Origin of the sequence: Reinekea thalattae (genome assembly GCF_008041945.1) — a bacterium.
Taxonomy (GTDB): Bacteria; Pseudomonadota; Gammaproteobacteria; order Pseudomonadales; family Natronospirillaceae; genus Reinekea; species Reinekea thalattae.
In genome coordinates this window covers 1,128,942-1,148,842 of record NZ_VKAD01000001.1, presented here as the reverse complement: position 1 = coordinate 1,148,842, position 19,901 = coordinate 1,128,942, and the positions used below count along the sequence as shown (strand labels likewise).

Genomic DNA, 19,901 nt, shown 5'->3' with positions numbered 1-19,901 from the left:
AAATAGCCGACTAGTGATGCTAGTCGGCTATTTGAGTGATCGATTTTTTAAATCGAAACTGCTTTTCGAATTGAAACTATTGGGAGATTTTGCTTTTGATGATCTTGTTGACTTGGCCTGGGTTGGCTTGGCCTTTGGAGATTTTCATCACCTGGCCAACAAAGAAGCCCATCAGTTTATCTTTACCGGCTTTGAGCTCGTCGAACTGAGCTTGGTTTGCGGCGATAATTTCATCAACCATCGCTTCAATCGCGCCAGTATCGGTAACCTGTTTTAAGCCTTTGGCTTCGATGATTTGATCGGCATTGCCTTCACCGTCAGCCATTGCTTGGAAGACCTGTTTGGCGATTTTACCCGAAATCGTATCGTCTTTAATGCGAGTTAGTAATAGGCCAAGATCTTCAGGAGCGATAGGGCAGTCGGCAACGCTGAGCTCTTGTTGATTGAGCAGCTTGGCGACTTCACCCATACACCAGTTGGCGGCTAATTTGGCATCGCCACAAACCTTTGTTGCTTGCTCAAAATAGAGTGCAAGCTCGGCATTCGCAGCGAGTACGCCAGCGTCGTATGGCGTTAGGCTATAGTCTTCAATAAAGCGTTGTTCTTTGGCCGCTGGCAACTCAGGCAACGACTGTTTGATGTCATCGATGTAGTCATCATCCAATACAATCGGCAGTAAGTCTGGGCAAGGGAAGTAACGGTAGTCGTTAGCTTCTTCTTTACTGCGCATAGCGCGGGCGGTTTTTTTGTCGCCGTTATACAGTCGTGTTTCTTGGGTGATAGAGCCGCCGTCTTCGAGCACATCGATCTGGCGTTCAACTTCCATCTCAATGGCTTCTTCCATGAACTTAAACGAGTTTAGGTTCTTGGTTTCGGTACGGGTGCCGTATTCTTCTTGGCCTTTGGGGCGCACTGAAATGTTGACGTCGAATCGCATTGAGCCCTGTGACATTTCACCATCGCCAATGCCAATAGCGGTGACGATGCTGTGCAGCTTTTTAGCAAAAGCCACTGCTTCTTCGGCGCTGCGCATATCCGGCTCGGTAACGATCTCGATCAGCGGCGTGCCTGCACGGTTAAGGTCGATGCCCGTCATGCCTTGGAAGTCTTCATGCAGCGATTTACCGGCATCTTCTTCAAGGTGAGCATGGTGGATGCGAACTCGTTTGCTATCGCCGTTTTGCAGCGTGATATCAATATGGCCAGGGCCAACGATAGGCGCTTCTAACTGAGTGGTCTGGTAGCCTTTTGGTAAGTCAGGGTAAAAATAGTTTTTGCGTTCAAAAAACGACTTCTTACCAATCTCCGCGTCGATAGCCAAACCAAAGGCTACGGCTTTAGCGACGGCCTGTTCGTTAACCACAGGTAAAATACCTGGTAGAGCGAGGTCAATGACATTGGCTTGCGTGTTGGGTTCGGCACCAAAGGCGGTGCTAGAACCAGAAAAGATTTTTGTTTGGGTTGAAAGCTGTACGTGAACCTCTAACCCGATCACCGTTTCCCATTGCATTAGTTGCTTTCTCCTAACGTAGGTTTGCGGGTGTGCCAATCGGTTGCTTGTTGGAACTGATGGCCAATGTTAAGTAGTTTTGCTTCATCGAAATAGTTACCGATGATTTGCAAGCCAACTGGTAAGCCGTTTTGCATACCGCAAGGTATCGACATGCCCGGTAAACCGGCAAGGTTAACCGAAAGGGTGTAGATATCTTCTAGGTACATGGCAACCGGGTCTTGGTTTTTAGCACCAATGTTCCATGCCGGTGATGGCGTGGTTGGGCCAGCAATAACATCGACATCGGCCAAGGCCGCTTGGAAATCCTGTTTGATTAAACGACGCAACTGCTGTGCTTTGCGGTAGTAGGCATCGTAATAACCGGCAGATAGTGCGTAGGTTCCCACGAGAATACGGCGTTTAACTTCATCGCCGAAACCTTCAGAACGTGAGCGAATATACATGTCGGCAAGATCTTGTGGGTCGTCACAGCGGTGGCCGTAACGTACGCCGTCAAAGCGAGACAGGTTGGTCGAGGCTTCTGCCGGTGCAATGATGTAGTAAGCCGGAATAGCAAGTTCGGTGCGTGGCAACGAAATCTCTTTAATGATGGCGCCTTGGGCTTCAAGTTGCTTAACCGCCTGCATCACGGCATCGCGAATGCCTGCGTCGAGCGAGTCGCCAAAAAATTCTTTCGGCAGGCCAATCTTCAAGCCTTTAATTGGCTTGTTGAGGTCGGCCATGTAGTTGTCGACTGGCTTGTCCATGCAGGTGGAGTCTTTGGCGTCAAAACCTGCTAATGCATTCATAATCATGGCGGCATCTTCGGCGGTTTGCGCCATTGGACCGGCTTGGTCTAAAGATGAGCCATAAGCGACCATGCCCCAGCGAGAAACGCGACCGTAAGTCGGCTTTAAGCCAGTGATGCCACAAAAAGCCGCAGGCTGACGAATCGAGCCTCCGGTATCGGTACCCAAAGAAACCGGCGCTAAATCTGCTGCAACGGCTGCCGCAGAACCACCAGATGAACCACCCGGCACGGCGTTTAAATCCCAAGGGTTTTTGGTTGCGCCGTAAAAGCTGGATTCAGTAGAAGAGCCCATCGCGAACTCATCCAAGTTGGTTTTGCCGAGCATAACCATGCCAGCGCTGTTTAGGTTCTGAGTCGCGGTCGATTCATAGGGGGCAACGAAGTTATCTAAAATTTTAGAACCACAGCTGGTGCGAACACCCTGAGTACAAAAAAGATCTTTATAGGCAATCGGCAGGCCGGTTAACGCGCTAGCGGTGCCATTGGCAATCTTTTCGTCGGCGGCCTTTGCTGCGCTTAGTGCCTGTTCGTCGGTTACGGTGATGTAAGCATTAAGCTGCTCATCGTAACGATTAATTTTATCGAGATAGTGTTGGGTGAGCTCGACACTCGAAAACTCGCGCGATGACAGACCATCGGCCAGTTGTTTCAACGTTTTGTTTTCCATCTATTAAACCTTATTCAATAACCTTGGGCACGAGGAATAAGCCATCTTCGGTGGCTGGTGCATTTGCTTGAAGGGCTTCGCGTTGATTCGTCTCGGTGACGACATCGGCGCGTAAACGCTGTACGGCGTCGAGTGGGTTAGCAAGCGGTTCAACATCGGTGGTGTCGACAGCTTGCATTTTATCAACAAGTTCAAGAATGCTGTTGAGACTATTGAGGTAGTCGGGCATATCGGCTTCGCTGATTTTGAGCCGAGCCAGTTTGGCAACGGATTCAACCTGAGAGCGATCTAGGCTCATGGCCGTTAATCTCCTTTACGTTAACGCGCTCGACTCGCCAATAAATAAGCGCTGGCTTATCAGGCAAAATTTCGAGCAGTGATACAGTTGTTTTTGGCTAGAAAATGAGCGACTGTGGTTGTTTAGTGCTCAATTTAGTAAAAAACCTTTGAATGCAGTATACGTTATCACATTTACTCCTTGCCCAAAATCCCCGCCATTGATACATTTCTGGGCTGTTCCTTATTAGTCACCTTCTGCTTAAGCGATTAAAAAATGTTTAAAAAAATACGTGGTTTATTTTCAAGTGATTTGTCGATCGATTTAGGTACGGCGAATACTCTTATTTATGTTCGAGATCGAGATATTGTCCTTAATGAACCTTCCGTTGTTGCGGTGCGCATAAATGGTAACCAGCGTGAAGTGGCAGCGGTTGGTGAAGACGCAAAACGCATGTTAGGTCGTACGCCTGGAACGATCCAAGCAATTCGTCCAATGAAAGACGGTGTTATTGCTGACTTTCATGTTACAGAAAAAATGCTTCAGCACTTTATTACCAAAGTACACGAAAACAGCTGGTTCACGCCAAGCCCTCGCGTATTGGTGTGTGTGCCCTGTAAATCGACTCAGGTTGAACGTAAAGCGATTCGTGAGTCTGCTTATGGTGCCGGTGCTCGTGAAGTTTACCTAATTGAAGAACCAATGGCTGCGGCGATTGGTGCGGGACTGCCTGTTGAAGAAGCACGCGGCTCGATGGTTGTTGATATCGGTGGTGGTACCACTGAAATTGCGGTCAGCTCGCTAAACGGTATTGTATTCAGCGAGTCGGTCCGTGTTGGTGGTGACCGTTTTGATGAAGCGATTGTTTCTTATATCCGCCGTAATTATGGCTCGTTGATCGGTGAAGCGACGGCAGAGCGCGTTAAAATTGAAATTGGCTGTGCATACCCAGGCACTGAGATTCGCGAAATTGATGTTCGTGGTCGTAACCTTGCCGAAGGTATTCCGCGTAGCTTTACACTGAACAGCAACGAAGTGCTTGAAGCATTGCAAGAAAGCCTATCTGCGATTGTTCAGGCGGTGAAAGGTGCCCTAGAGCAAACGCCACCGGAATTGGCTTCTGATATTGCAGAGTCCGGCCTAGTATTAACCGGCGGTGGTGCTTTGTTACGTGATATCGACCGTTTGCTAACCGAAGAAACAGGTCTACCTGTGTTGATCGCAGAAGATCCATTGACCTGTGTTGCTCGTGGCGGCGGCCGTGCATTAGAAATGATGGACGAAAGCACCTTTGAATTTTTAAGTGCTGAGTAACGTTCTGAGAGTCTCGCTTGGTAGGTCAATGCAATGAGTGTTTATGCTGCATCTGTATCGACCAAGCGTTTATTCAGAGTTGTACGTGACTGTGTTTCCGATGCTAGGGGAATGAGCCATTAATAAAACACTCTTTATAGCCGGGCCAGCGCATGGTTATCGATTTGCCGGTGTTGTTATCCTGTCTTTAGCCCTGATTGTGCTCGATGTTCGTTTTGATCGAATCAGTTTTTTGCGCCAATCGTTGTCTTATCTTATTTCGCCTGTTCAGTCGCTTGTCTCGCTGCCAGGTGAGGTAATGACGTGGTCGACTGAGACCTTTTCTGAGCGTAATGAGCTGCTCGAAACTAACCGACGCGCTCGCAGCCAAATTCTTATATTGCAGCAAAAGGTACAGCAGCTATCTGTTTTAGAAGCTGAGAACGAGCGGCTAAGACGACTGCTTGATGCAACTGCTCGCCTTGAAAGTGAGGTCATGACGGCCGAACTGATCAGTGTTGACCCAGACCCTTTTACCATTCAAGTGATTGTTAATCGAGGCGCCCAAGACGGTGTTTATTTAGGCCAAGCTGTGGTCGACGCCTATGGCTTATTTGGCGTTGTCGTGCAGGTGGACTCACTCACTTCGCGAGTAGCACTGGTTGCCGACGTAAACTTTGCGGTGCCTGTCTATGTTAATCGCAATGGTATTCGCAGTGTTGTTACCGGCACCGGTAATCTTGATCTGCTAGAAATGGAATACATGACCAATACCGCCGATGTACAAATTGGCGATCTATTGGTGACCTCCGGTTTAGGCGGTTTATTCCCTGAAGGCTATCCGGTTGCTGAAGTCGTCAGTGTTGAGCACGACCCCGGTACAGCGTTCGCTAATATTAAGGTAAAACCTTTGGCTCATTTGGGCCAGTCGCGCAGCCTACTGATGGTGTTTCAGAAGGAGCCTGATGATGAATAATAGGAAAGCCAGTTCTGGTCTTTGGTTTATCCCCATTACCTTTTTTATAGCATTTTATTTTGCCGCCATTCCATTACCTGGCCGATTTGAAATTGCGCGCCCGGATTGGGTCGGCTTAATGATTGTATTTTGGGTGCTGGTATTGCCAGAGCGCTTTGGTATTTTGGTGAGCTTTGGTGTCGGCCTGTTGTACGACACCTTAGTCGGTACACCGTTAGGCCTATACAGCGTTGTTTTTGCCTGCTTGGCTTACACCATCCTATTACTGCATGTGCGTTTAAAGATGTACCCCATTGCACAGCAGGCTATGATCATCTTCTTAGCCATAGCGATTACTCACTTAGTTGCTGCTTGGCTTAAAGGTGCGATGATGTCGACCATTGCTGGGCAGGTTCATATTTGGCCTGCACTGACGTCTGCGATCTGTTGGCCATGGGTTTATGGCTTGACCAGTCTGCTGAAAGACAAAATTCGAGTGCAGTAATGGCGCAGTTGATTTTAGCGTCTCAATCACCCAGACGGCAGGAGCTACTTGCCAGTTTGGGGGTCGAGTTTGATATTTTCGCTGCCGATATCGATGAATCTGTATTGCCGCAAGAGCAAGCAGAAGCCTATGTACAACGCTTGGCGTTAGAAAAAGCTAAGGCTGTGTTGGCGGCGGCACCGACATTCAAACAGACAACCGAACAGGCACTAGAACAGTCAACCGAACAGCGCTGGGTGTTAGGCTCTGATACGGCGGTCGTTGTCGACGGAAAAATTCTTGGCAAGCCAGTTGATCAAGATGATTTTTACTCGATGATGCAATTACTTTCAGGTCGCAGCCATTGCGTACTGACCGCAATCGCCTTGGTTTCTAATCATCATGTTTACAGCGACTGTGTCAGCACCGAGGTTTGCTTCAGCCATTTGACTGAGTCGCAAATAAAGGCTTACTGGCACACGGGTGAACCTTTAGATAAAGCCGGTGGTTATGGTATTCAGGGGTTGGCATCGGTGTTTATTGAACAAATCACAGGCAGCTATAGTGCTGTTGTGGGTTTGCCAATTCATCAAACCGCCAAATTGTTAACTCAGGCTGACATCCCTCTTTGGCATGGTGAGCTGCAGTTAACCTAGCTAGAGATCTACAATTAGGCCAAGCTTATTCTGGCCGATAAACAAACAGGTATCGACATGGCTTCTGAAATATTAGTGAACGTAACTCCCATGGAAACGCGCGTCGCGCTGGTTGAAAATGGGTCCGTTCAGGAAGTCTATATCGAACGTAGCCAGACGCTCGGTCTGGTTGGCAATATCTACAAAGGCAAGGTGTTGCGCGTACTGCCAGGTATGCAGGCGGCCTTTGTTGATATCGGTTTAGAGCGTGCCGCCTTTATTCATGCATCGGATATCGACATTAGCCGAGCCGATAATGAAAACCATAAAACCATTCAGATGCTGGTGCGAGAAGGCCAGACACTCATTGTTCAGGTGATTAAAGACCCTATCGGTACCAAAGGTGCGCGGCTGACCACGGCTTTGTCGATTCCGTCGCGTTACTTGGTGTATATGCCAAGCACGGATCATATTGGCATTTCACAGCGTATCGAAGGCAATGATGAGCGTGAGCGCTTACGACAAGCTATTGAGTCGGCAAAAGACTCCGAAGGTATCGATAAGGGCGGCTTTATTTTACGCACAGCAGCCGAAGGTATTGGCTTGAGCGAAATTCAATCGGATATGAATTATTTGCGCCGGGTTTATCGTGTACTGGAAGAGCGCATGCAATCGAATAAGCCTGCCAGTGTTATCTATGAAGACTTACCGCTGTATTTACGAGTCGCCCGTGATTTGGTGCGCGCCGATGTTGAGCGTATCCGCATTGACTCGAAAGAAACCTTTACCAAGGTGGTTGAGTTTGTCACTAAGTACACGCCAGAGGTGGTTGATTGTTTTGAAAACTATCCCGGTGAGCGGCCAATTTTTGATCTGTATTCTGTTGAGGATGAAATTCAACGAGCGCTCAGCCGTAAAGTTGAGCTTAAGTCGGGCGGTTATTTGATTATCGATCAAACCGAGGCAATGACTACGATTGATGTTAATACCGGTGCATTTGTCGGCCATCGAAATTTAGAAGAAACCATTTTCAAAACCAACTTAGAAGCGGTGACTGCAATTTGCCGTCAGCTTCGGCTGCGTAATTTGGGCGGCATTATCATTCTCGATTTTATCGATATGGATGACGAAGAGCATCGTCGCCAAGTGCACCGAATGCTAGAAAAAAGTTTAGAGCGCGATCACGCCAAAAGTAAGGTGACCGGTGTGTCTGAATTGGGTCTGGTTGAAATGACGCGTAAACGCACCAGAGAAAGTTTGGAACAGGTCTTAACCGAAGCCTGCTCGGTTTGCCAAGGGCGCGGCATGTTAAAAACATCGCAGACGGTGTGTTACGAAATCTTCCGCGAAATTTTACGTGAAGAGCGGGCTTATAATAACGATCAATATTTGGTGCTGGCTAATCAGCAAGTGATCGATCGATTGCTTGATGAAGAGTCTTCTAACGTTGCCGACTTGGAAGAATTTATCGGCAAACCAATCCGTTTTCAGGTTGAGCCGATGTATACGCAAGAGCAGTTCGATGTCATCTTGCAGTAACTTAATCCAATCCAATCCAATCCAATTCAACTTAATTTATTCTAACGTTGCAGCTTAGTATCGTTGAGCTGCTGAACTTTAGTTTATTAAACCTCGATTAGATAGTTCGCTTCAGCGCTGATGTTCGCTTGGCTGTCGATCTGTTGTTCTGTGATATTAAATCTAGCGTTGCGCCAATCAAGATAGGTTCGGCAGCGTGTACCGTATTGCTCATCGGTAATGGTCTGCGCAGAAACTTTTCTTTCCCACTCAATCGGTACATCCGTTTTAGGCAATTGGTGATCAGCAAAGACAGTTGTCGAGGTAAGGATTTCGGACTGTTGCAGCGTGGTTTTGCCCGAATCTAAAAAGGCCTGCATTTGCTGTTTCGCTAATTCTGTTTTTGGCCAGGGTGTATCTAGGCTGTCGTTCGATAAGCCATAGATACCGGCTTCTAGCCAGCGACCTTGAGGGTTGGTCGAGCTAAACCAAAACAGTCGCTCACCGTCGCCAAGCAATAGATTAAAGCCGCCGTAAGCCTCTATTTCAGTGATAACAGACTGGTGATATTGCTCAATAGACTGTGTGCTGGTTAATTGCGGGCTACTTAATTGCGTACTATTTAATTGATAGCTTAAAAAGTTACGTACCAGATCACCGCGACTTCTTGTTGCTTGATAGCCAATAAAGCCAGGCCGAATGTTGGTCAGTAGGGCAAAGTGTCCTAGCTTATTGGCGCCTAACCAAGAGCCGCCAGCAACTTCATCTTTGCCTGCGAGAATAGTGTTGTCTGGCCACCAATGCATGGCTGATGTGGGCCGCGCTCTAAACTCGTCACGATTCGCGACTAACTGCAATACAGAGTCGGCACCGGGCTGCCAAGAAAAAACCGCTAAACACATGAAGCAAAAGACCTCTGTTCTCTTTGAGTGTATTTCTATTGAGTGTGTTTCTAATCGCTATTAAAGACAATTAGCAATAAAGAAAACTAACTCGTTATAGTCTCAATAGACCGCCTTTTGCTGGTTTAGTTTTTGCTGATCCAGTTTTTGCCGTCTTAATTTACGGATGTTATCCCAGATGATGAGTGCCAATGCTGACCAGATCACCACAAAGGTGAGTAGTTTTTCACTGGAAAGTGGCTCGCCATAAACAAAGATCGCCAATAAGAACATACCGCTGGGGCCAATGTATTGGAAAAAGCCCAATGCGGTTAGCGAAATTCGATTGGCGGCGCCGGCAAAGCACAACAATGGTGCCATGGTAATAGGGCCAGCTAAAAACAGTTTAAGGTAGAGCCAGGCATCGGTTTCTGCCGCCGGTGTTGCACTGGGTACCAGCCATAAATAGCCGATACTCATTGGCAGCAATAGGCCTGTTTCTATCGTCATGCCGACAAAGCTGTCGACAGCAATGGTTTTACGAATAAGCCCATAAAGGCCGAAAGAAATTGCCAGCGCTAGCGCAACCCAAGGCAATTCGCCAAAGTGATAAATCTCGATAGAGACCGCCACTAAACACATAATGGCCGCCATTTTTTTTATGGGATCGAGCCGGTCTTTAAAAAATAAAAAGCCAAGTAAGATATTGAACAGTGGGTTGATGTAATAACCCAGTGAAGCGCTGAGCATATGGTTGTTGTTCACTGCCCAGATAAAAACACCCCAGTTACCACCGATGAGAAGGGTGGATAAAATTAAGCCTCGGCGTGTTCGTCGGTTGGCCAGTGCTTGCACGACCGGCTGCCAGCGGCGCAGCAAAAATATAAGCATCATCACTAAAACAAAAGACCAGATAACACGGTGCGATAAAATGGCAATGGCATCGATGTCGCTCACCCATTTGAAATAGATCGGTGCGACAGCCCACAATCCGTAGGCACCTAAGGCTAGACTAATGCCGTCTTTAGTCTCTTTGTTCATCATCTAACGATTCCTGATTTAGAGCATGATAGAAAGGTAGAAATGTGAATAAAATCAATCACTTGTAACCTAATATTCACACGAGTGTCATAAACTCAGTGAAAGCAAAGGCATAGACACACTTTGAACTTGTCAACTCGACCATGTTAAAGTGCAGAAAGTGGTGGGGATTTTGCTTAACCCATAACACCTCGTTATTAAGACGCTATTTTAAAAGAAGGACGTTCTGAATGATACGTAAATGTTTATTCCCTGTCGGCGGATACGGCACTCGGTTTTTACCGGCGACAAAAGCATTGCCAAAAGAGATGTTGCCAATTGTTAATAAGCCCTTGGTGCAGTACGGAGTTGAAGAGTCTATTAACGCAGGTCTGAACTACGTTGGCTTTATTACTGGCCGTGGTAAGCGTGCAATTGCAGATCACTTCGATATTTCTTATGAGTTAGAGCATCAAATTAATGGCTCTTCTAAAGAAAAGTACCTCGACTCAATCCGAATGCTAATGGATGAGGGCGTTTTTTCTTATACTCGACAAAAAGAAATGAAAGGCTTAGGCCATGCGATTTTGGCCGGTGAAACTCTAGTAGGTAATGAATCTTTTGGCGTTGTACTTGCCGATGACCTCTGTGTCACCGAAGAAGGCGAAGACAATGTTCTAGCGCAAATGGTTAAGGTTCATAAGCAGTTCCGTTGCTCTATTGTTGCGGTTATGGAAGTGCCAGAAGATGAAATCCATAAGTATGGTGTGATTGCTGGCGAAGAAATGAAAGACGGTGTTTATCGTGTTACCGACATGGTTGAAAAGCCAGAGAAGGGCACTGAGCCAAGTAACCTTGCGGTGATTGGTCGATACATCTTAACGCCGGATATCTTTGACATCATTAAAGAAACACCTCCGGGTAAAAACGATGAGATCCAATTAACCGATGCCTTGAAGACTCAAGCGCAAGACGGTGTTGTTATGGCTTATCGTTTTAAAGGTAAGCGTTTTGACTGCGGTTCGGTTGAAGGCTTTGTTGAAGCGACGAACTACTGCTTTGAAAATATTTATAAAGAATAAAACTCTATAGGTCGCTATTCAGACTTCATCTATAGACGTTAACTGAAAATAAGGCCTTCATTACGAAGGCCTTATTTTTTTGTCTGTAGATTAATCTAGGTTAGGCTCTCTATGGCTTTGCTTTCTACTGCGATGCAATAGGGCCGAATTAAAAGCTCCACTCAAAAGCTGTTTGTTGTTCTGAAAGAGACCAGAGTTTGTCACCAACCTTGCTGTCGAGTGCAAAGGATTCAAGCTTACATTCGCCAACGGGGCCACCAAAATTCATTAAACCTGTTGGGCCATAGTAAGCAAGTTGTTTAAGCTCGGTTTCAGTTGCACACATGACTTCAGGGTATGAGCCACGTTCTGCGGTTTGAGCGATGCCTAGCTTCACCATGATTGACCATGTAAACCTTGTTGCCCAACTGGCTTTGTTGTCGATCAATGAGGTGTTCGAGGCACCGGGATGACAAACGTAAACCTTTACCGACTTATTATATAGCTCGACTTTATTTTGCAGTTCGTAAGCAAACATCATTTGCGCCAACTTACTATGGCAGTAAGTTTTGTTGGGGTGATAGTTGTTGTCCCAGTTCATATCGTCGAACTGAATTGTTTTTAAACCCATCTTATAGCCTTCGCTAGCGACAACAACGATGCGTCCCTTTGATTCGTCTATCCGTTCGAACAGTATGCCGCACAGTAAAAAATGGCCGTAATGGTTAACGCCTAGCTGACTTTCAAAGCCGTCTTTGGTGAATTCCTGTTTCGCAATTTGCGCAATAGCGCCATTGCAGATCAGTGCATCAATGCGCGATTGTGTTTCAAGAACTTCTATTGCGGCTTTGCGTACAGAGGAGAGGTCGGCTAGATCCATAAGAATAAAACTAACATCGGCGTCAGCGCCGAATTCTTGCTTTAACGCAGAAATGGCGGCGGTCGATTTGTATTCGTTACGGTTTAGCATTACAACCGTTGCGCCTTTAGAGAGCAGTAAGCGCGCGGCCTGAAAACCTGCGCCGGTATTCGCACCAGTGATGACGTAGGTTTTACCAGTCAGAGAGTTGAGTCGTTCAGGTGTCCAGCCTTTAGCGCCAAACGGATTTTTAGTTGTCATGGTCTTTAGTTCCTAATCGTTGCCTATCTATGAAGTAACGTCTATCCGCACAAGCACAGTATTCATTGGGTTCAAATGTTCACCGGATCAAAGCATTTACCGGTGCACAGCATTTGCCGGATCAAAGCATTTACCGGAATAAAGTAATTGTGCGGTTGTGAGTAGATTGCTATGAAGAGGACTATAGTTGTCAGGATTGGCAATAAATAGGCGTAATAATCGCTAAAAATTGCCTATTTGTATCGTTCTGTTGAATAACGGCATATTCGAGATTAAGCTGAATGTATCGATTAATAACGACAGATTCAATTACTAAGTGGCTAACCAGCAATGAGCAGACAACAAGGAAATAAGCATCAGGTGCTTAAACAGCAGATAGCGCAGTGGCTCGAAGAGCATGCCGTTGATGAGGGTTTAATAGAAACCGGTATTCAAGGCGTGCAGCTGTTTCGTGTAACCGACGCCGTACGTTGCGCGCCAGCCGTGTATGAGCCTTCGGTGACGGTTATTTTATCGGGCACCAAGGAGGCTATCTTAGATGGCCAGCGGCATCTGTACAGCAGCGATCAGTATTTTTGTTGCACCATGCCAACGCCAGTCGAAGCCGGAGCGCCCGATGCTTCACCCGATCATCCACTGTTGGGGGTTTATATTAGTCTTGATACCCGACTGATGAGCGAGTTGTCGTTAGAAATGGATAATGCCGCAGCGACGATTCGTCGGCCGAGCGCCAGCGTTATTGCGCAAAGTGTTGTTGCCAGTGATTGGGACATGGGTTTTGCCGATGCACTGTATCGGCTATTGCTGCTAGATAACGATACGGATAAAGCGGTGCTCGGTAGCAGTCGCCTACGCGAGTTGTATTACGCCATCTTAAAGGGCGCATCAGGCGCTTCAGTAAAGCAAGCCTTTGGTGTTGGCAATGAGATTGCACGAGCGATTAACTACCTTTCTAGCCATCTTGATGAATCGGTCAGCATCGATCGTATTGCCGCGCAGGTTGGTATGAGCCGAGCAGTTTTTCATCGAAAATTTAAACAGGCTACCCGTTTGTCGCCGATCCAGTTTGTTAAGTCGATGCGGCTCAATAGCGCAGCGATTAAAATTGCTGATGGCATGAATGTTAGCTCCGCAGCGATGGATGTTGGTTACGTCAGTTCGTCTCAATTTAGTCGTGAATTTAAACGTATGTATGGTCAGTCGCCTAAACAATGGATACGCGATTACTCTGCGCAATCAGCCTAACGAATTTAAGGAACGCTATGATAACTATTGGTATGTTGTTTAAATTGATTGGTCTATTACTGATCGCGGCAGGAATTGCATTGGCGTGCAAGCCTGAGTGGCTCAGTTCTCGGCCGGTTCCAACCGATATCTTTCAGGCGGTAGAGCGAAGAATTTGGTGGGGAGTTCCGATTGGCTTAGGGCTATTGCTTTGTTTCCCGCCTGCGGTGATGACGTGGCAGGCGATAGTCTCGCTAGCGGCTTCGATGTTGATGATCGGTTTTCTTATTGCGCGCCTATTGGGCATTGCTTTAGATGGCTCGGTTGCTAAGCAATGGTTAAATGTTGTTATCGAAATCGTTTTACTGGTGCCGTTATTTTATTGGTATGTTAAAGCCAGTTCTTAGGCGTACAGTAGGTTGTTTTCTGTAGGGTTATTTATTTTAGAAAAGCTTATAAGCATTAAAAAATAATTTAAAAACAGTCTGAATTGTCGGTTTTATTTTCTCAGTGACAAAAAAAATCCAATGGTATCTCTACCATTGGATTTTTTTGTATTAGGCGATAGCAACTCATCGAGTTGCTCGCCTAATGAACGCGAACCTATTACAGAACTAAACGACGAACGTCGGCTAGAACCTGAGTTAGGTAGGTTGTGAACTTGGCTGCATCAGCACCGTTAATTGCACGGTGGTCGTATGAAAGCGACAGCGGTGTGAATGTACGAGGTACAAATTCAGAACCGGTCCAATGAGGTTTCACAGCGTTTTTAGAAATACCCAGAATAGCAACTTCTGGTGCATTTACGATTGGAGTAAAGGCAGTACCGCCTAAGCCACCAAGGCTAGATACGGTGAAACAGCCGCCTTGCATTTCTGCAGGCTTAACTTTGCCTTCACGTCCACGCTTCGCAAAGTCAATGATGTCTTCAGCGATTTGCCATACGGATTTTTTGTCTGCATCTTTAATCACAGGAACAATCAAACCATTTGGTGTATCAACTGCTAGACCAATATTGACGTAGTGTTTTTGCACATAGCGCTTACCATCGGCCATCAATGAAACATTGAAGTTCGGGTATTCAACCAACGCAGATGCACAGGCTTTAATAATAAAGGCCAGTGGGCTGATCTTAGTACCACGTTTTTCCATTTCAGGTTTCAGTGACTGACGGAACTTCTCTGTTTCTGTAACGTCGGCTTCATCAAACTGAGTAACAGCTGGAATAACCAAAGAGTTACGAACCATGTTTGCAGCAGTTAGTTGCTGAATACGGCTCATTTCAACGATTTCTACATCGCCGAACTTAGAGAAATCCTGATCAGGAACAGTCGGTAGACCAGCGCCTGCAGCAGGGTTAGTCGGCTCTTGTAGACGGTTTTTAACCCAGTTAGCAACGTCATCTTTAATGATGCGTCCACGAGGGCCAGAACCAGGTACTAAGCCTAGATCAACACCGAATTCACGAGCTAAGCGACGAACAGCAGGGCCTGCGTGAACGTTTTTGCTTGGCTTGATGTCATCAGCCATCTTAGCCGGTGCCGCGGCAGGTTTTGCTGCAGCAGGAGCGGATGGGGCAGCAGCAGCTGGTGCTGGCGCCGCAGCGGGTGCAGCTGCTGACGTGCCTTCTGGTTTAATCGTAAGGATAAGATGACCTTCAGAAACTTCATCACCTTCGTTGACTTTAACAGCCAACACTTCGCCCGCGATTGGGGAAGGTACATCCATAGAAGCTTTGTCAGATTCTAGAATGATGATGGTGTCTTCTTCAGCAACCATATCGCCAGGTTTAACTGAGATCTCAATGATCTTAGCGCTGTCCATACCAATGTTTGGTACTTTCACTTCTTCGCTGCTAGACGTTGCCGGTGCAGTCGCGCCTGGTGCTGCATTTTGTGGAGCAGAAGGTTCAGCAACCGGAGCACCTTTAGCGCCTGATGCTGCTGTTTTCAGCTCAATTAATACCGCACCTTCAGAGACGCTGTCGCCTTCTGAAGCTTTAATGGAAACAACTTCACCGCCTTTAGGCGCAGGCACATCCATAGAGGCCTTGTCGCTTTCAAGTACGACGATGGTGTCGTCTTCACTGAGTACGTCGCCAACTTTCACCGAAATTTCGATGATCGTTGCGCTGTCCATACCAATGTCAGGCACTTTGATTTCTTCAACAGCGCCGCCTGCAGCAGGAGCCGCAGGTGCTTCGGCTGCTGCAGGTGCAGCCGCCGGAGCTTCAGCAGTGGCAGCGCCACCTTCGATTTCTAAGACAATAAGGTCATCGCCTTCAGAAACGCTGTCGCCTTCATTGATTTTAATCTCAGTAACCTTGCCTGCTGCTGGAGCAGGCACGTCCATTGATGCTTTGTCGGACTCTAGGACGATGATGGTATCGTCTTCACTGATCACATCACCGACTTTTACACTCACCTCAATACAGGTAGCGCTGTCCATGCCGATATCGGGAACTTTTATAATTTCAGTTGCCATTTATAAGACTCCTAACGGGACAATTACACTGTCATTGGGTTTGGTTTGTTCATATCAAGATCAAACTTCTTGATCGCTTCGGATACCACCGACGCTTTAATGGCACCGTCATCTGCAAGTGCTTTCAATGCAGCAACAGTGACCCAGTTACGATCGACTTCGAAGAAGTGACGTAGCTTAGCGCGTGAATCACTTCGGCCAAAACCATCTGTACCCAATACTTCATAAGTACCTGGAACCCATTTGCGGATTTGGTTAGCGTAATTCTTCATGTAGTCACTTGACGATACAACAGGACCTTCACGGTCTTTTAATAGTTGAGTCACGTAAGCTTCACGAGGTGCTGCTTCTGGGTTAAGAAGGTTTTCACGATCAGCGTCTAGACCTTCACGAGTCAATTCGTTGTAGCTGGTCACTGCCCAGATATCAACGTTAACCTTGTACTCAGAACGTAAGATTTCAGCGGCTGCACGAACTTCTTGCATGATTGAGCCAGAACCTAAAAGCTGAACTGTAGGCTGCTTCGCTTTCTTCTTATCTTCTTCGAACAGGTACATACCCTTCTTAATGCCTTCAACCATTTCTGGTTTCAAACCTGGGTGTGTGTAGTTCTCGTTTAGAGTCGTTAGGTAGTAGAAGACGTCTTCTTGATCTTCAACCATACGCTTCAGACCATCTTGAATAATGGTCGCAACTTCGTAGCCGTAAGTAGCATCGTAAGTCACACAGTTAGGGATGGTACCCGCTAAAATGTGGCTGTGACCGTCTTGGTGCTGTAGACCTTCACCGTTTAGAGTTGTACGACCAGAAGTTGCACCGATTAAGAAACCGCGTGCTTGTAGGTCGCCAGCTGCCCATGCAAGATCGCCAATACGTTGGAAACCGAACATTGAGTAGTAAACGTAGAACGGTACTAACTGGTGGTTAAAGTTAGAGTAAGACGTTGCTGCAGAAATCCAAGAACTCATCGCACCAGCTTCGTTGATGCCTTCTTGAAGGATCTGGCCTTTGATGTCTTCTTTGTACCACATCACTTGGCTCTTATCTTGAGGGATATAAGTCTGTCCCCAAGGTGAGTAGATACCAAACTGACGGAACATGCCTTCCATACCGAAGGTACGAGCTTCGTCAGGAACGATAGGTACGATGCGGCTACCAATTTCTTTGTCTTTCATCAAAGAAGACAATACGCGAACAAAGCTCATCGTGGTTGAGATTTCACGATCGCCAGATTCTTTTGTCATCGCTTCAAAGCTTTCAAGCGTTGGAACCGTTAGCTTGCCTTCCGCTTTTTTACGACGGATTGGTAAGTAACCACCTAGCGTGTTGCGGCGATTGCGGATGTATTGCATCTCTGGGCTGTTTTCATCAGGACGGTAGAACGGGATTTTGCCCGCATCTAGATCTTCATCGCTGATTGGCACTTCACAAAGGTCGCGGAATTTTTTCAGATCATCTACTGAAAGTTTCTTCAGTGAGTGAGTCATGTTTTTCGCTTCGCCTGCTTCGATGCCGTAGCCTTTCACAGTGTGCGCAAGAATAACGGTTGGCTTACCACCGTTGTCGTTAACGGCACGGTTGAACGCAGCGTAAACCTTGTATGGATCGTGACCACCACGGTTTAGGCGGTAGATGTCTTCGTCCGATAGGTCTTTAGCCAGTTCTGCTAATTCAGGGTACTTGCCGAAGAAGTGTTCACGGGTGTATGCGCCACCGTTAGATTTGTAAGCCTGTAGCTCACCATCAACAACTTCGTCCATACGTTTTTGCAGTAGACCTTTTTTGTCTGCTGCAAACAGTTTGTCCCAATGACGACCCCAAACAACTTTCACTACGTTCCAGCCTGCGCCACGGAACATACCTTCAAGTTCTTGAATGATTTTGCCGTTACCACGAACAGGGCCATCAAGACGCTGAAGGTTACAGTTAATGACAAAGTTTAGGTTGTCTAGGTTTTCACGACCGGCTAATGAAATAGCACCTAAGGATTCTGGCTCATCCATTTCACCATCGCCTAGGAATGCCCAGACGCGGCCGCCTTTTTCAATTTTCTCATGGTTTTCTAGGTAACGCATGACGTGCGCTTGGTAGATCGCTTGGATCGGACCTAGACCCATAGATACGGTTGGGAACTGCCAGTAGTCAGGCATTAACCAAGGGTGTGGGTAAGAAGAAAGACCTTGGCCATCAACTTCACGACGGAAGTTATTAAGCTGGTCATCCGTTAAGCGGCCTTCAACATAAGAACGCGCATAAATACCCGGAGAAATGTGACCTTGGAAGTAAACCATGTCGCCTGGGTGCGTCGCTGTTGGCGCTCTCCAGAAGTGGTTGAAACCTATGTCGTAAAGCGTCGCAGATGATTGGAAGCTTGAGATGTGGCCACCTAGGTCATCGCCAGACTTGTTGGCTTTAACAACCATAGCAACAGCATTCCAACGAATCATTGAGCGAATTTTACGCTCTAGCGCATTGTCGCCAGGGTATTTTGGTTCGTCTTCCAAACCGATGGTGTTACGGAAGGGTGTATTAATAGCAAAAGGTACGCCTTCTCCAGAATGCGTAGCTTGGTCTGATAGACGCTTGAGCAAGAATTGAGCTCGATCACTACCTTCTTCACGGACAACTGAAGCCAGTGCATCAAGCCATTCCTGTGTTTCGATTGGATCTAAATCGTGTTCCATAGAGTTTAAACCTCATCCCCGACGGTAAACGGACTTTCCGTTCTTTATGAAAAAAGTCACTGAAGATTACATTAGTTTATTAATGTAGGTGACTGCTTATTTTATATAAAACAAATACCTTATGAGCGTAGAGTGTTTCGCGCCATTCGCCATTGAGCGAGAGTACGCTGATTGGCGAAATTTCGCTTTCGTCACACCTTTCAACGGCAAACGGCAGCCGAAGCTGCCGTCTGTGGTATTTTTCATTTGGGGCACTTTTTACAGGATATTACTGAGAGTTACAATCATTAATCGGTCAAGATTTTGACTGAACCGCTTGGGGTTGGCGTGATCCGTGGGCTTAGCTCTTTTCTTTATTTTTATATCGTGAGTCATTTTTATATCGAGTGTCATCCAGTGCGGCTTTTATTCGATTAATGTGACTGTGGAATTCAGGCCCTAGTCGTAAGGTGACTCCGGTTGAGAGAACATCTAGCACAGTTAAATGAACCAGTCTTGATGTCATTGGTGTGTAGATGTCGGTGTTTTCAGAGCTTTCAACGCCGAGCACGATGTCGCTTAATTCTGCCAACGGTGATTGTGGAGAAGTTAAGGAAATAATAGTCGCTCCTGCTTCGCGAGCTAGGTGAGCGGTTTCTACTAAAGAAATGGTGCGTCCAGTATTGGAAATAATAAAAATACAGTCTTCTGGTTTTGCCGCCGCTGCGGACATGCGTTGTTGTAAGACGTCGGTGTAGGCAACGCAAGGAATGTTGAGCCGAAAAAATTTATTTTGCGCATCCAGACAAACGCTGCTGGATGCACCGAGGCCGTGGAATTCAATGCGGCGAGCATTGCAAACAACGTCGACGGCGCGAATAACGGCGCTAGGGTCAATGGTGTTTTGAGCGTCAGAAATAGCGCCCAGTGTTGCTTCGAATATTTTTTCGCTGTATTCCTCAACGCGATCGCTGGGTTCGACATGGCGATTCTCAAACGGTCTTCCGGTGGCAAGGCACTGGGCCAGTTTGAGTTTGAAATCAGGAAAGCCGCTGCAATCTAAACTTCGGCAAAAACGATTTACCGTTGGCTCAGAGACATCCGCTGCGTGAGCTAAACTTGCGATACTTGATCGAATGGCTTTGTTGGGGTCTTGCAAGATGACCTCGGCGACTTTCCGTTCACTTTTGCTTAGGCAACTGGGGTTGGACCTTAAGCGTGCTAATAAGTCATTGGTCATAATTTATGTTCCGGTGTGTTTAATGGGCTAAATTGTAGGAAATTAACAACTTAGCCGTAAAGTGATCTAGCTTAAG

General features: G+C 46.8%; 17 protein-coding genes. 8 read left to right on the top strand and 9 right to left on the bottom strand.

The features are described 5' to 3' along the window. Nucleotides 1-76 precede the first annotated feature (76 nt). From gatB to gatC, 3 genes are read right to left on the bottom strand one after another with little or no spacing between them, the layout of a single operon-like run. A complete protein-coding gene (gene gatB / locus FME95_RS05255; protein ID WP_147713357.1) occupies nt 77-1,510 on the bottom strand; it encodes an Asp-tRNA(Asn)/Glu-tRNA(Gln) amidotransferase subunit GatB in 1,434 nt (477 codons plus the stop codon). Next, complete coding sequence (gatA, locus tag FME95_RS05250; protein ID WP_147713356.1) at nt 1,510-2,970, bottom strand: Asp-tRNA(Asn)/Glu-tRNA(Gln) amidotransferase subunit GatA; 1,461 nt, start codon at nt 2,968-2,970, stop codon at nt 1,510-1,512. Before gatA ends, gatB begins: the two co-directional genes overlap by 1 nt. Nucleotides 2,971-2,980: 10 nt before the next feature. Next, nucleotides 2,981-3,268, bottom strand: coding sequence for an Asp-tRNA(Asn)/Glu-tRNA(Gln) amidotransferase subunit GatC (gene gatC / locus FME95_RS05245; RefSeq protein WP_147713355.1), 288 nt, complete (start codon nt 3,266-3,268; stop codon nt 2,981-2,983). Between the two features lie 255 nt (nt 3,269-3,523). On the opposite strand from gatC, the gene FME95_RS05240 reads away from it, so the two are divergent. From FME95_RS05240 to rng, 5 genes are all read left to right on the top strand, one after another. Further along, nucleotides 3,524-4,561: a rod shape-determining protein gene (locus FME95_RS05240; protein WP_147713354.1), complete on the top strand. Its 1,038-nt coding sequence runs from the start codon at nt 3,524-3,526 to the stop codon at nt 4,559-4,561. A 118-nt stretch (nt 4,562-4,679) separates the two neighbouring features. Beyond that, the gene (mreC, locus tag FME95_RS05235; RefSeq protein WP_342783522.1) at nt 4,680-5,516 is read left to right on the top strand and encodes a rod shape-determining protein MreC; all 837 of its coding nucleotides are present in this window, start codon (nt 4,680-4,682) and stop codon (nt 5,514-5,516) included. Beyond that, nucleotides 5,509-6,000 carry a rod shape-determining protein MreD gene (gene mreD / locus FME95_RS05230; protein ID WP_187265449.1) on the top strand — a complete coding sequence of 164 codons (492 nt, stop codon included), beginning with the start codon at nt 5,509-5,511 and terminating at the stop codon, nt 5,998-6,000. The genes mreC and mreD overlap by 8 nt, the downstream gene beginning before the upstream one ends. Continuing rightward, the gene (locus FME95_RS05225; RefSeq protein ID WP_147713351.1) at nt 6,000-6,635 is read left to right on the top strand and encodes a Maf family protein; all 636 of its coding nucleotides are present in this window, start codon (nt 6,000-6,002) and stop codon (nt 6,633-6,635) included. The genes mreD and FME95_RS05225 overlap by 1 nt, the downstream gene beginning before the upstream one ends. A 57-nt stretch (nt 6,636-6,692) precedes the next feature. After that, nucleotides 6,693-8,153, top strand: a complete 1,461-nt coding sequence (gene rng / locus FME95_RS05220; RefSeq protein ID WP_147713350.1) for a ribonuclease G — start codon at nt 6,693-6,695, stop codon at nt 8,151-8,153. A gap of 86 nt (nt 8,154-8,239) precedes the next feature. On the opposite strand, the gene FME95_RS05215 is transcribed toward rng, so the two are convergent. After that, nucleotides 8,240-9,034 carry an NRDE family protein gene (locus FME95_RS05215; protein ID WP_147713349.1) on the bottom strand — a complete coding sequence of 265 codons (795 nt, stop codon included), beginning with the start codon at nt 9,032-9,034 and terminating at the stop codon, nt 8,240-8,242. 102 nt (nt 9,035-9,136) lie between these two features. Then, nucleotides 9,137-10,057, bottom strand: coding sequence for an EamA family transporter RarD (gene rarD / locus FME95_RS05210; protein WP_246109321.1), 921 nt, complete (start codon nt 10,055-10,057; stop codon nt 9,137-9,139). Between the two features lie 227 nt (nt 10,058-10,284). Between rarD and galU the strand changes: the two genes are divergently transcribed. Further along, nucleotides 10,285-11,115 (top strand): UTP--glucose-1-phosphate uridylyltransferase GalU, encoded by an 831-nt coding sequence (gene galU / locus FME95_RS05205; RefSeq protein ID WP_147713348.1) that lies wholly within the window; start codon nt 10,285-10,287, stop codon nt 11,113-11,115. A 148-nt stretch (nt 11,116-11,263) separates the two neighbouring features. Here the strand turns inward: galU and FME95_RS05200 are convergent, their stop codons facing one another. Further along, nucleotides 11,264-12,214, bottom strand: coding sequence for an SDR family oxidoreductase (locus FME95_RS05200; RefSeq protein ID WP_147713347.1), 951 nt, complete (start codon nt 12,212-12,214; stop codon nt 11,264-11,266). A gap of 330 nt (nt 12,215-12,544) precedes the next feature. Between FME95_RS05200 and FME95_RS05195 the strand changes: the two genes are divergently transcribed. Both FME95_RS05195 and FME95_RS05190 read left to right on the top strand, forming a co-directional pair. Then, a complete protein-coding gene (locus tag FME95_RS05195) occupies nt 12,545-13,459 on the top strand; it encodes an AraC family transcriptional regulator (RefSeq protein WP_147713346.1) in 915 nt (304 codons plus the stop codon). Between the two features lie 17 nt (nt 13,460-13,476). Then, a complete protein-coding gene (locus tag FME95_RS05190) occupies nt 13,477-13,845 on the top strand; it encodes a hypothetical protein (RefSeq protein WP_147713345.1) in 369 nt (122 codons plus the stop codon). Nucleotides 13,846-14,044: 199 nt separating this feature from the next. On the opposite strand, the gene FME95_RS05185 is transcribed toward FME95_RS05190, so the two are convergent. The 3 genes from FME95_RS05185 to hexR form a co-directional block, all read right to left on the bottom strand. Next, complete coding sequence (locus FME95_RS05185; protein ID WP_147713344.1) at nt 14,045-15,922, bottom strand: 2-oxo acid dehydrogenase subunit E2; 1,878 nt, start codon at nt 15,920-15,922, stop codon at nt 14,045-14,047. A 23-nt stretch (nt 15,923-15,945) separates the two neighbouring features. Beyond that, nucleotides 15,946-18,606: a pyruvate dehydrogenase (acetyl-transferring), homodimeric type gene (gene aceE / locus FME95_RS05180; protein WP_147713343.1), complete on the bottom strand. Its 2,661-nt coding sequence runs from the start codon at nt 18,604-18,606 to the stop codon at nt 15,946-15,948. Nucleotides 18,607-18,946: 340 nt separating this feature from the next. Beyond that, nucleotides 18,947-19,825, bottom strand: coding sequence for a transcriptional regulator HexR (hexR, locus tag FME95_RS05175; protein ID WP_147713342.1), 879 nt, complete (start codon nt 19,823-19,825; stop codon nt 18,947-18,949). Nucleotides 19,826-19,901 lie beyond the last annotated feature (76 nt).

What these genes read in the sequence shown, in the direction of transcription:
- gatB (WP_147713357.1), bottom strand. Translation starts at nt 1,510, where the DNA reads ATGCAATGGGAAACGGTGATCGGGTTAGAGGTTCACGTACAGCTTTCA.
- gatA (WP_147713356.1), bottom strand. Translation starts at nt 2,970, where the DNA reads ATGGAAAACAAAACGTTGAAACAACTGGCCGATGGTCTGTCATCGCGC.
- gatC (WP_147713355.1), bottom strand. Translation starts at nt 3,268, where the DNA reads ATGAGCCTAGATCGCTCTCAGGTTGAATCCGTTGCCAAACTGGCTCGG.
- FME95_RS05240 (WP_147713354.1), top strand. Translation starts at nt 3,524, where the DNA reads ATGTTTAAAAAAATACGTGGTTTATTTTCAAGTGATTTGTCGATCGAT.
- mreD (WP_187265449.1), top strand. Translation starts at nt 5,509, where the DNA reads ATGAATAATAGGAAAGCCAGTTCTGGTCTTTGGTTTATCCCCATTACC.
- FME95_RS05225 (WP_147713351.1), top strand. Translation starts at nt 6,000, where the DNA reads ATGGCGCAGTTGATTTTAGCGTCTCAATCACCCAGACGGCAGGAGCTA.
- rng (WP_147713350.1), top strand. Translation starts at nt 6,693, where the DNA reads ATGGCTTCTGAAATATTAGTGAACGTAACTCCCATGGAAACGCGCGTC.
- FME95_RS05215 (WP_147713349.1), bottom strand. Translation starts at nt 9,034, where the DNA reads ATGTGTTTAGCGGTTTTTTCTTGGCAGCCCGGTGCCGACTCTGTATTG.
- rarD (WP_246109321.1), bottom strand. Translation starts at nt 10,057, where the DNA reads ATGATGAACAAAGAGACTAAAGACGGCATTAGTCTAGCCTTAGGTGCC.
- galU (WP_147713348.1), top strand. Translation starts at nt 10,285, where the DNA reads ATGATACGTAAATGTTTATTCCCTGTCGGCGGATACGGCACTCGGTTT.
- FME95_RS05200 (WP_147713347.1), bottom strand. Translation starts at nt 12,214, where the DNA reads ATGACAACTAAAAATCCGTTTGGCGCTAAAGGCTGGACACCTGAACGA.
- FME95_RS05195 (WP_147713346.1), top strand. Translation starts at nt 12,545, where the DNA reads ATGAGCAGACAACAAGGAAATAAGCATCAGGTGCTTAAACAGCAGATA.
- FME95_RS05190 (WP_147713345.1), top strand. Translation starts at nt 13,477, where the DNA reads ATGATAACTATTGGTATGTTGTTTAAATTGATTGGTCTATTACTGATC.
- FME95_RS05185 (WP_147713344.1), bottom strand. Translation starts at nt 15,922, where the DNA reads ATGGCAACTGAAATTATAAAAGTTCCCGATATCGGCATGGACAGCGCT.
- aceE (WP_147713343.1), bottom strand. Translation starts at nt 18,606, where the DNA reads ATGGAACACGATTTAGATCCAATCGAAACACAGGAATGGCTTGATGCA.
- hexR (WP_147713342.1), bottom strand. Translation starts at nt 19,825, where the DNA reads ATGACCAATGACTTATTAGCACGCTTAAGGTCCAACCCCAGTTGCCTA.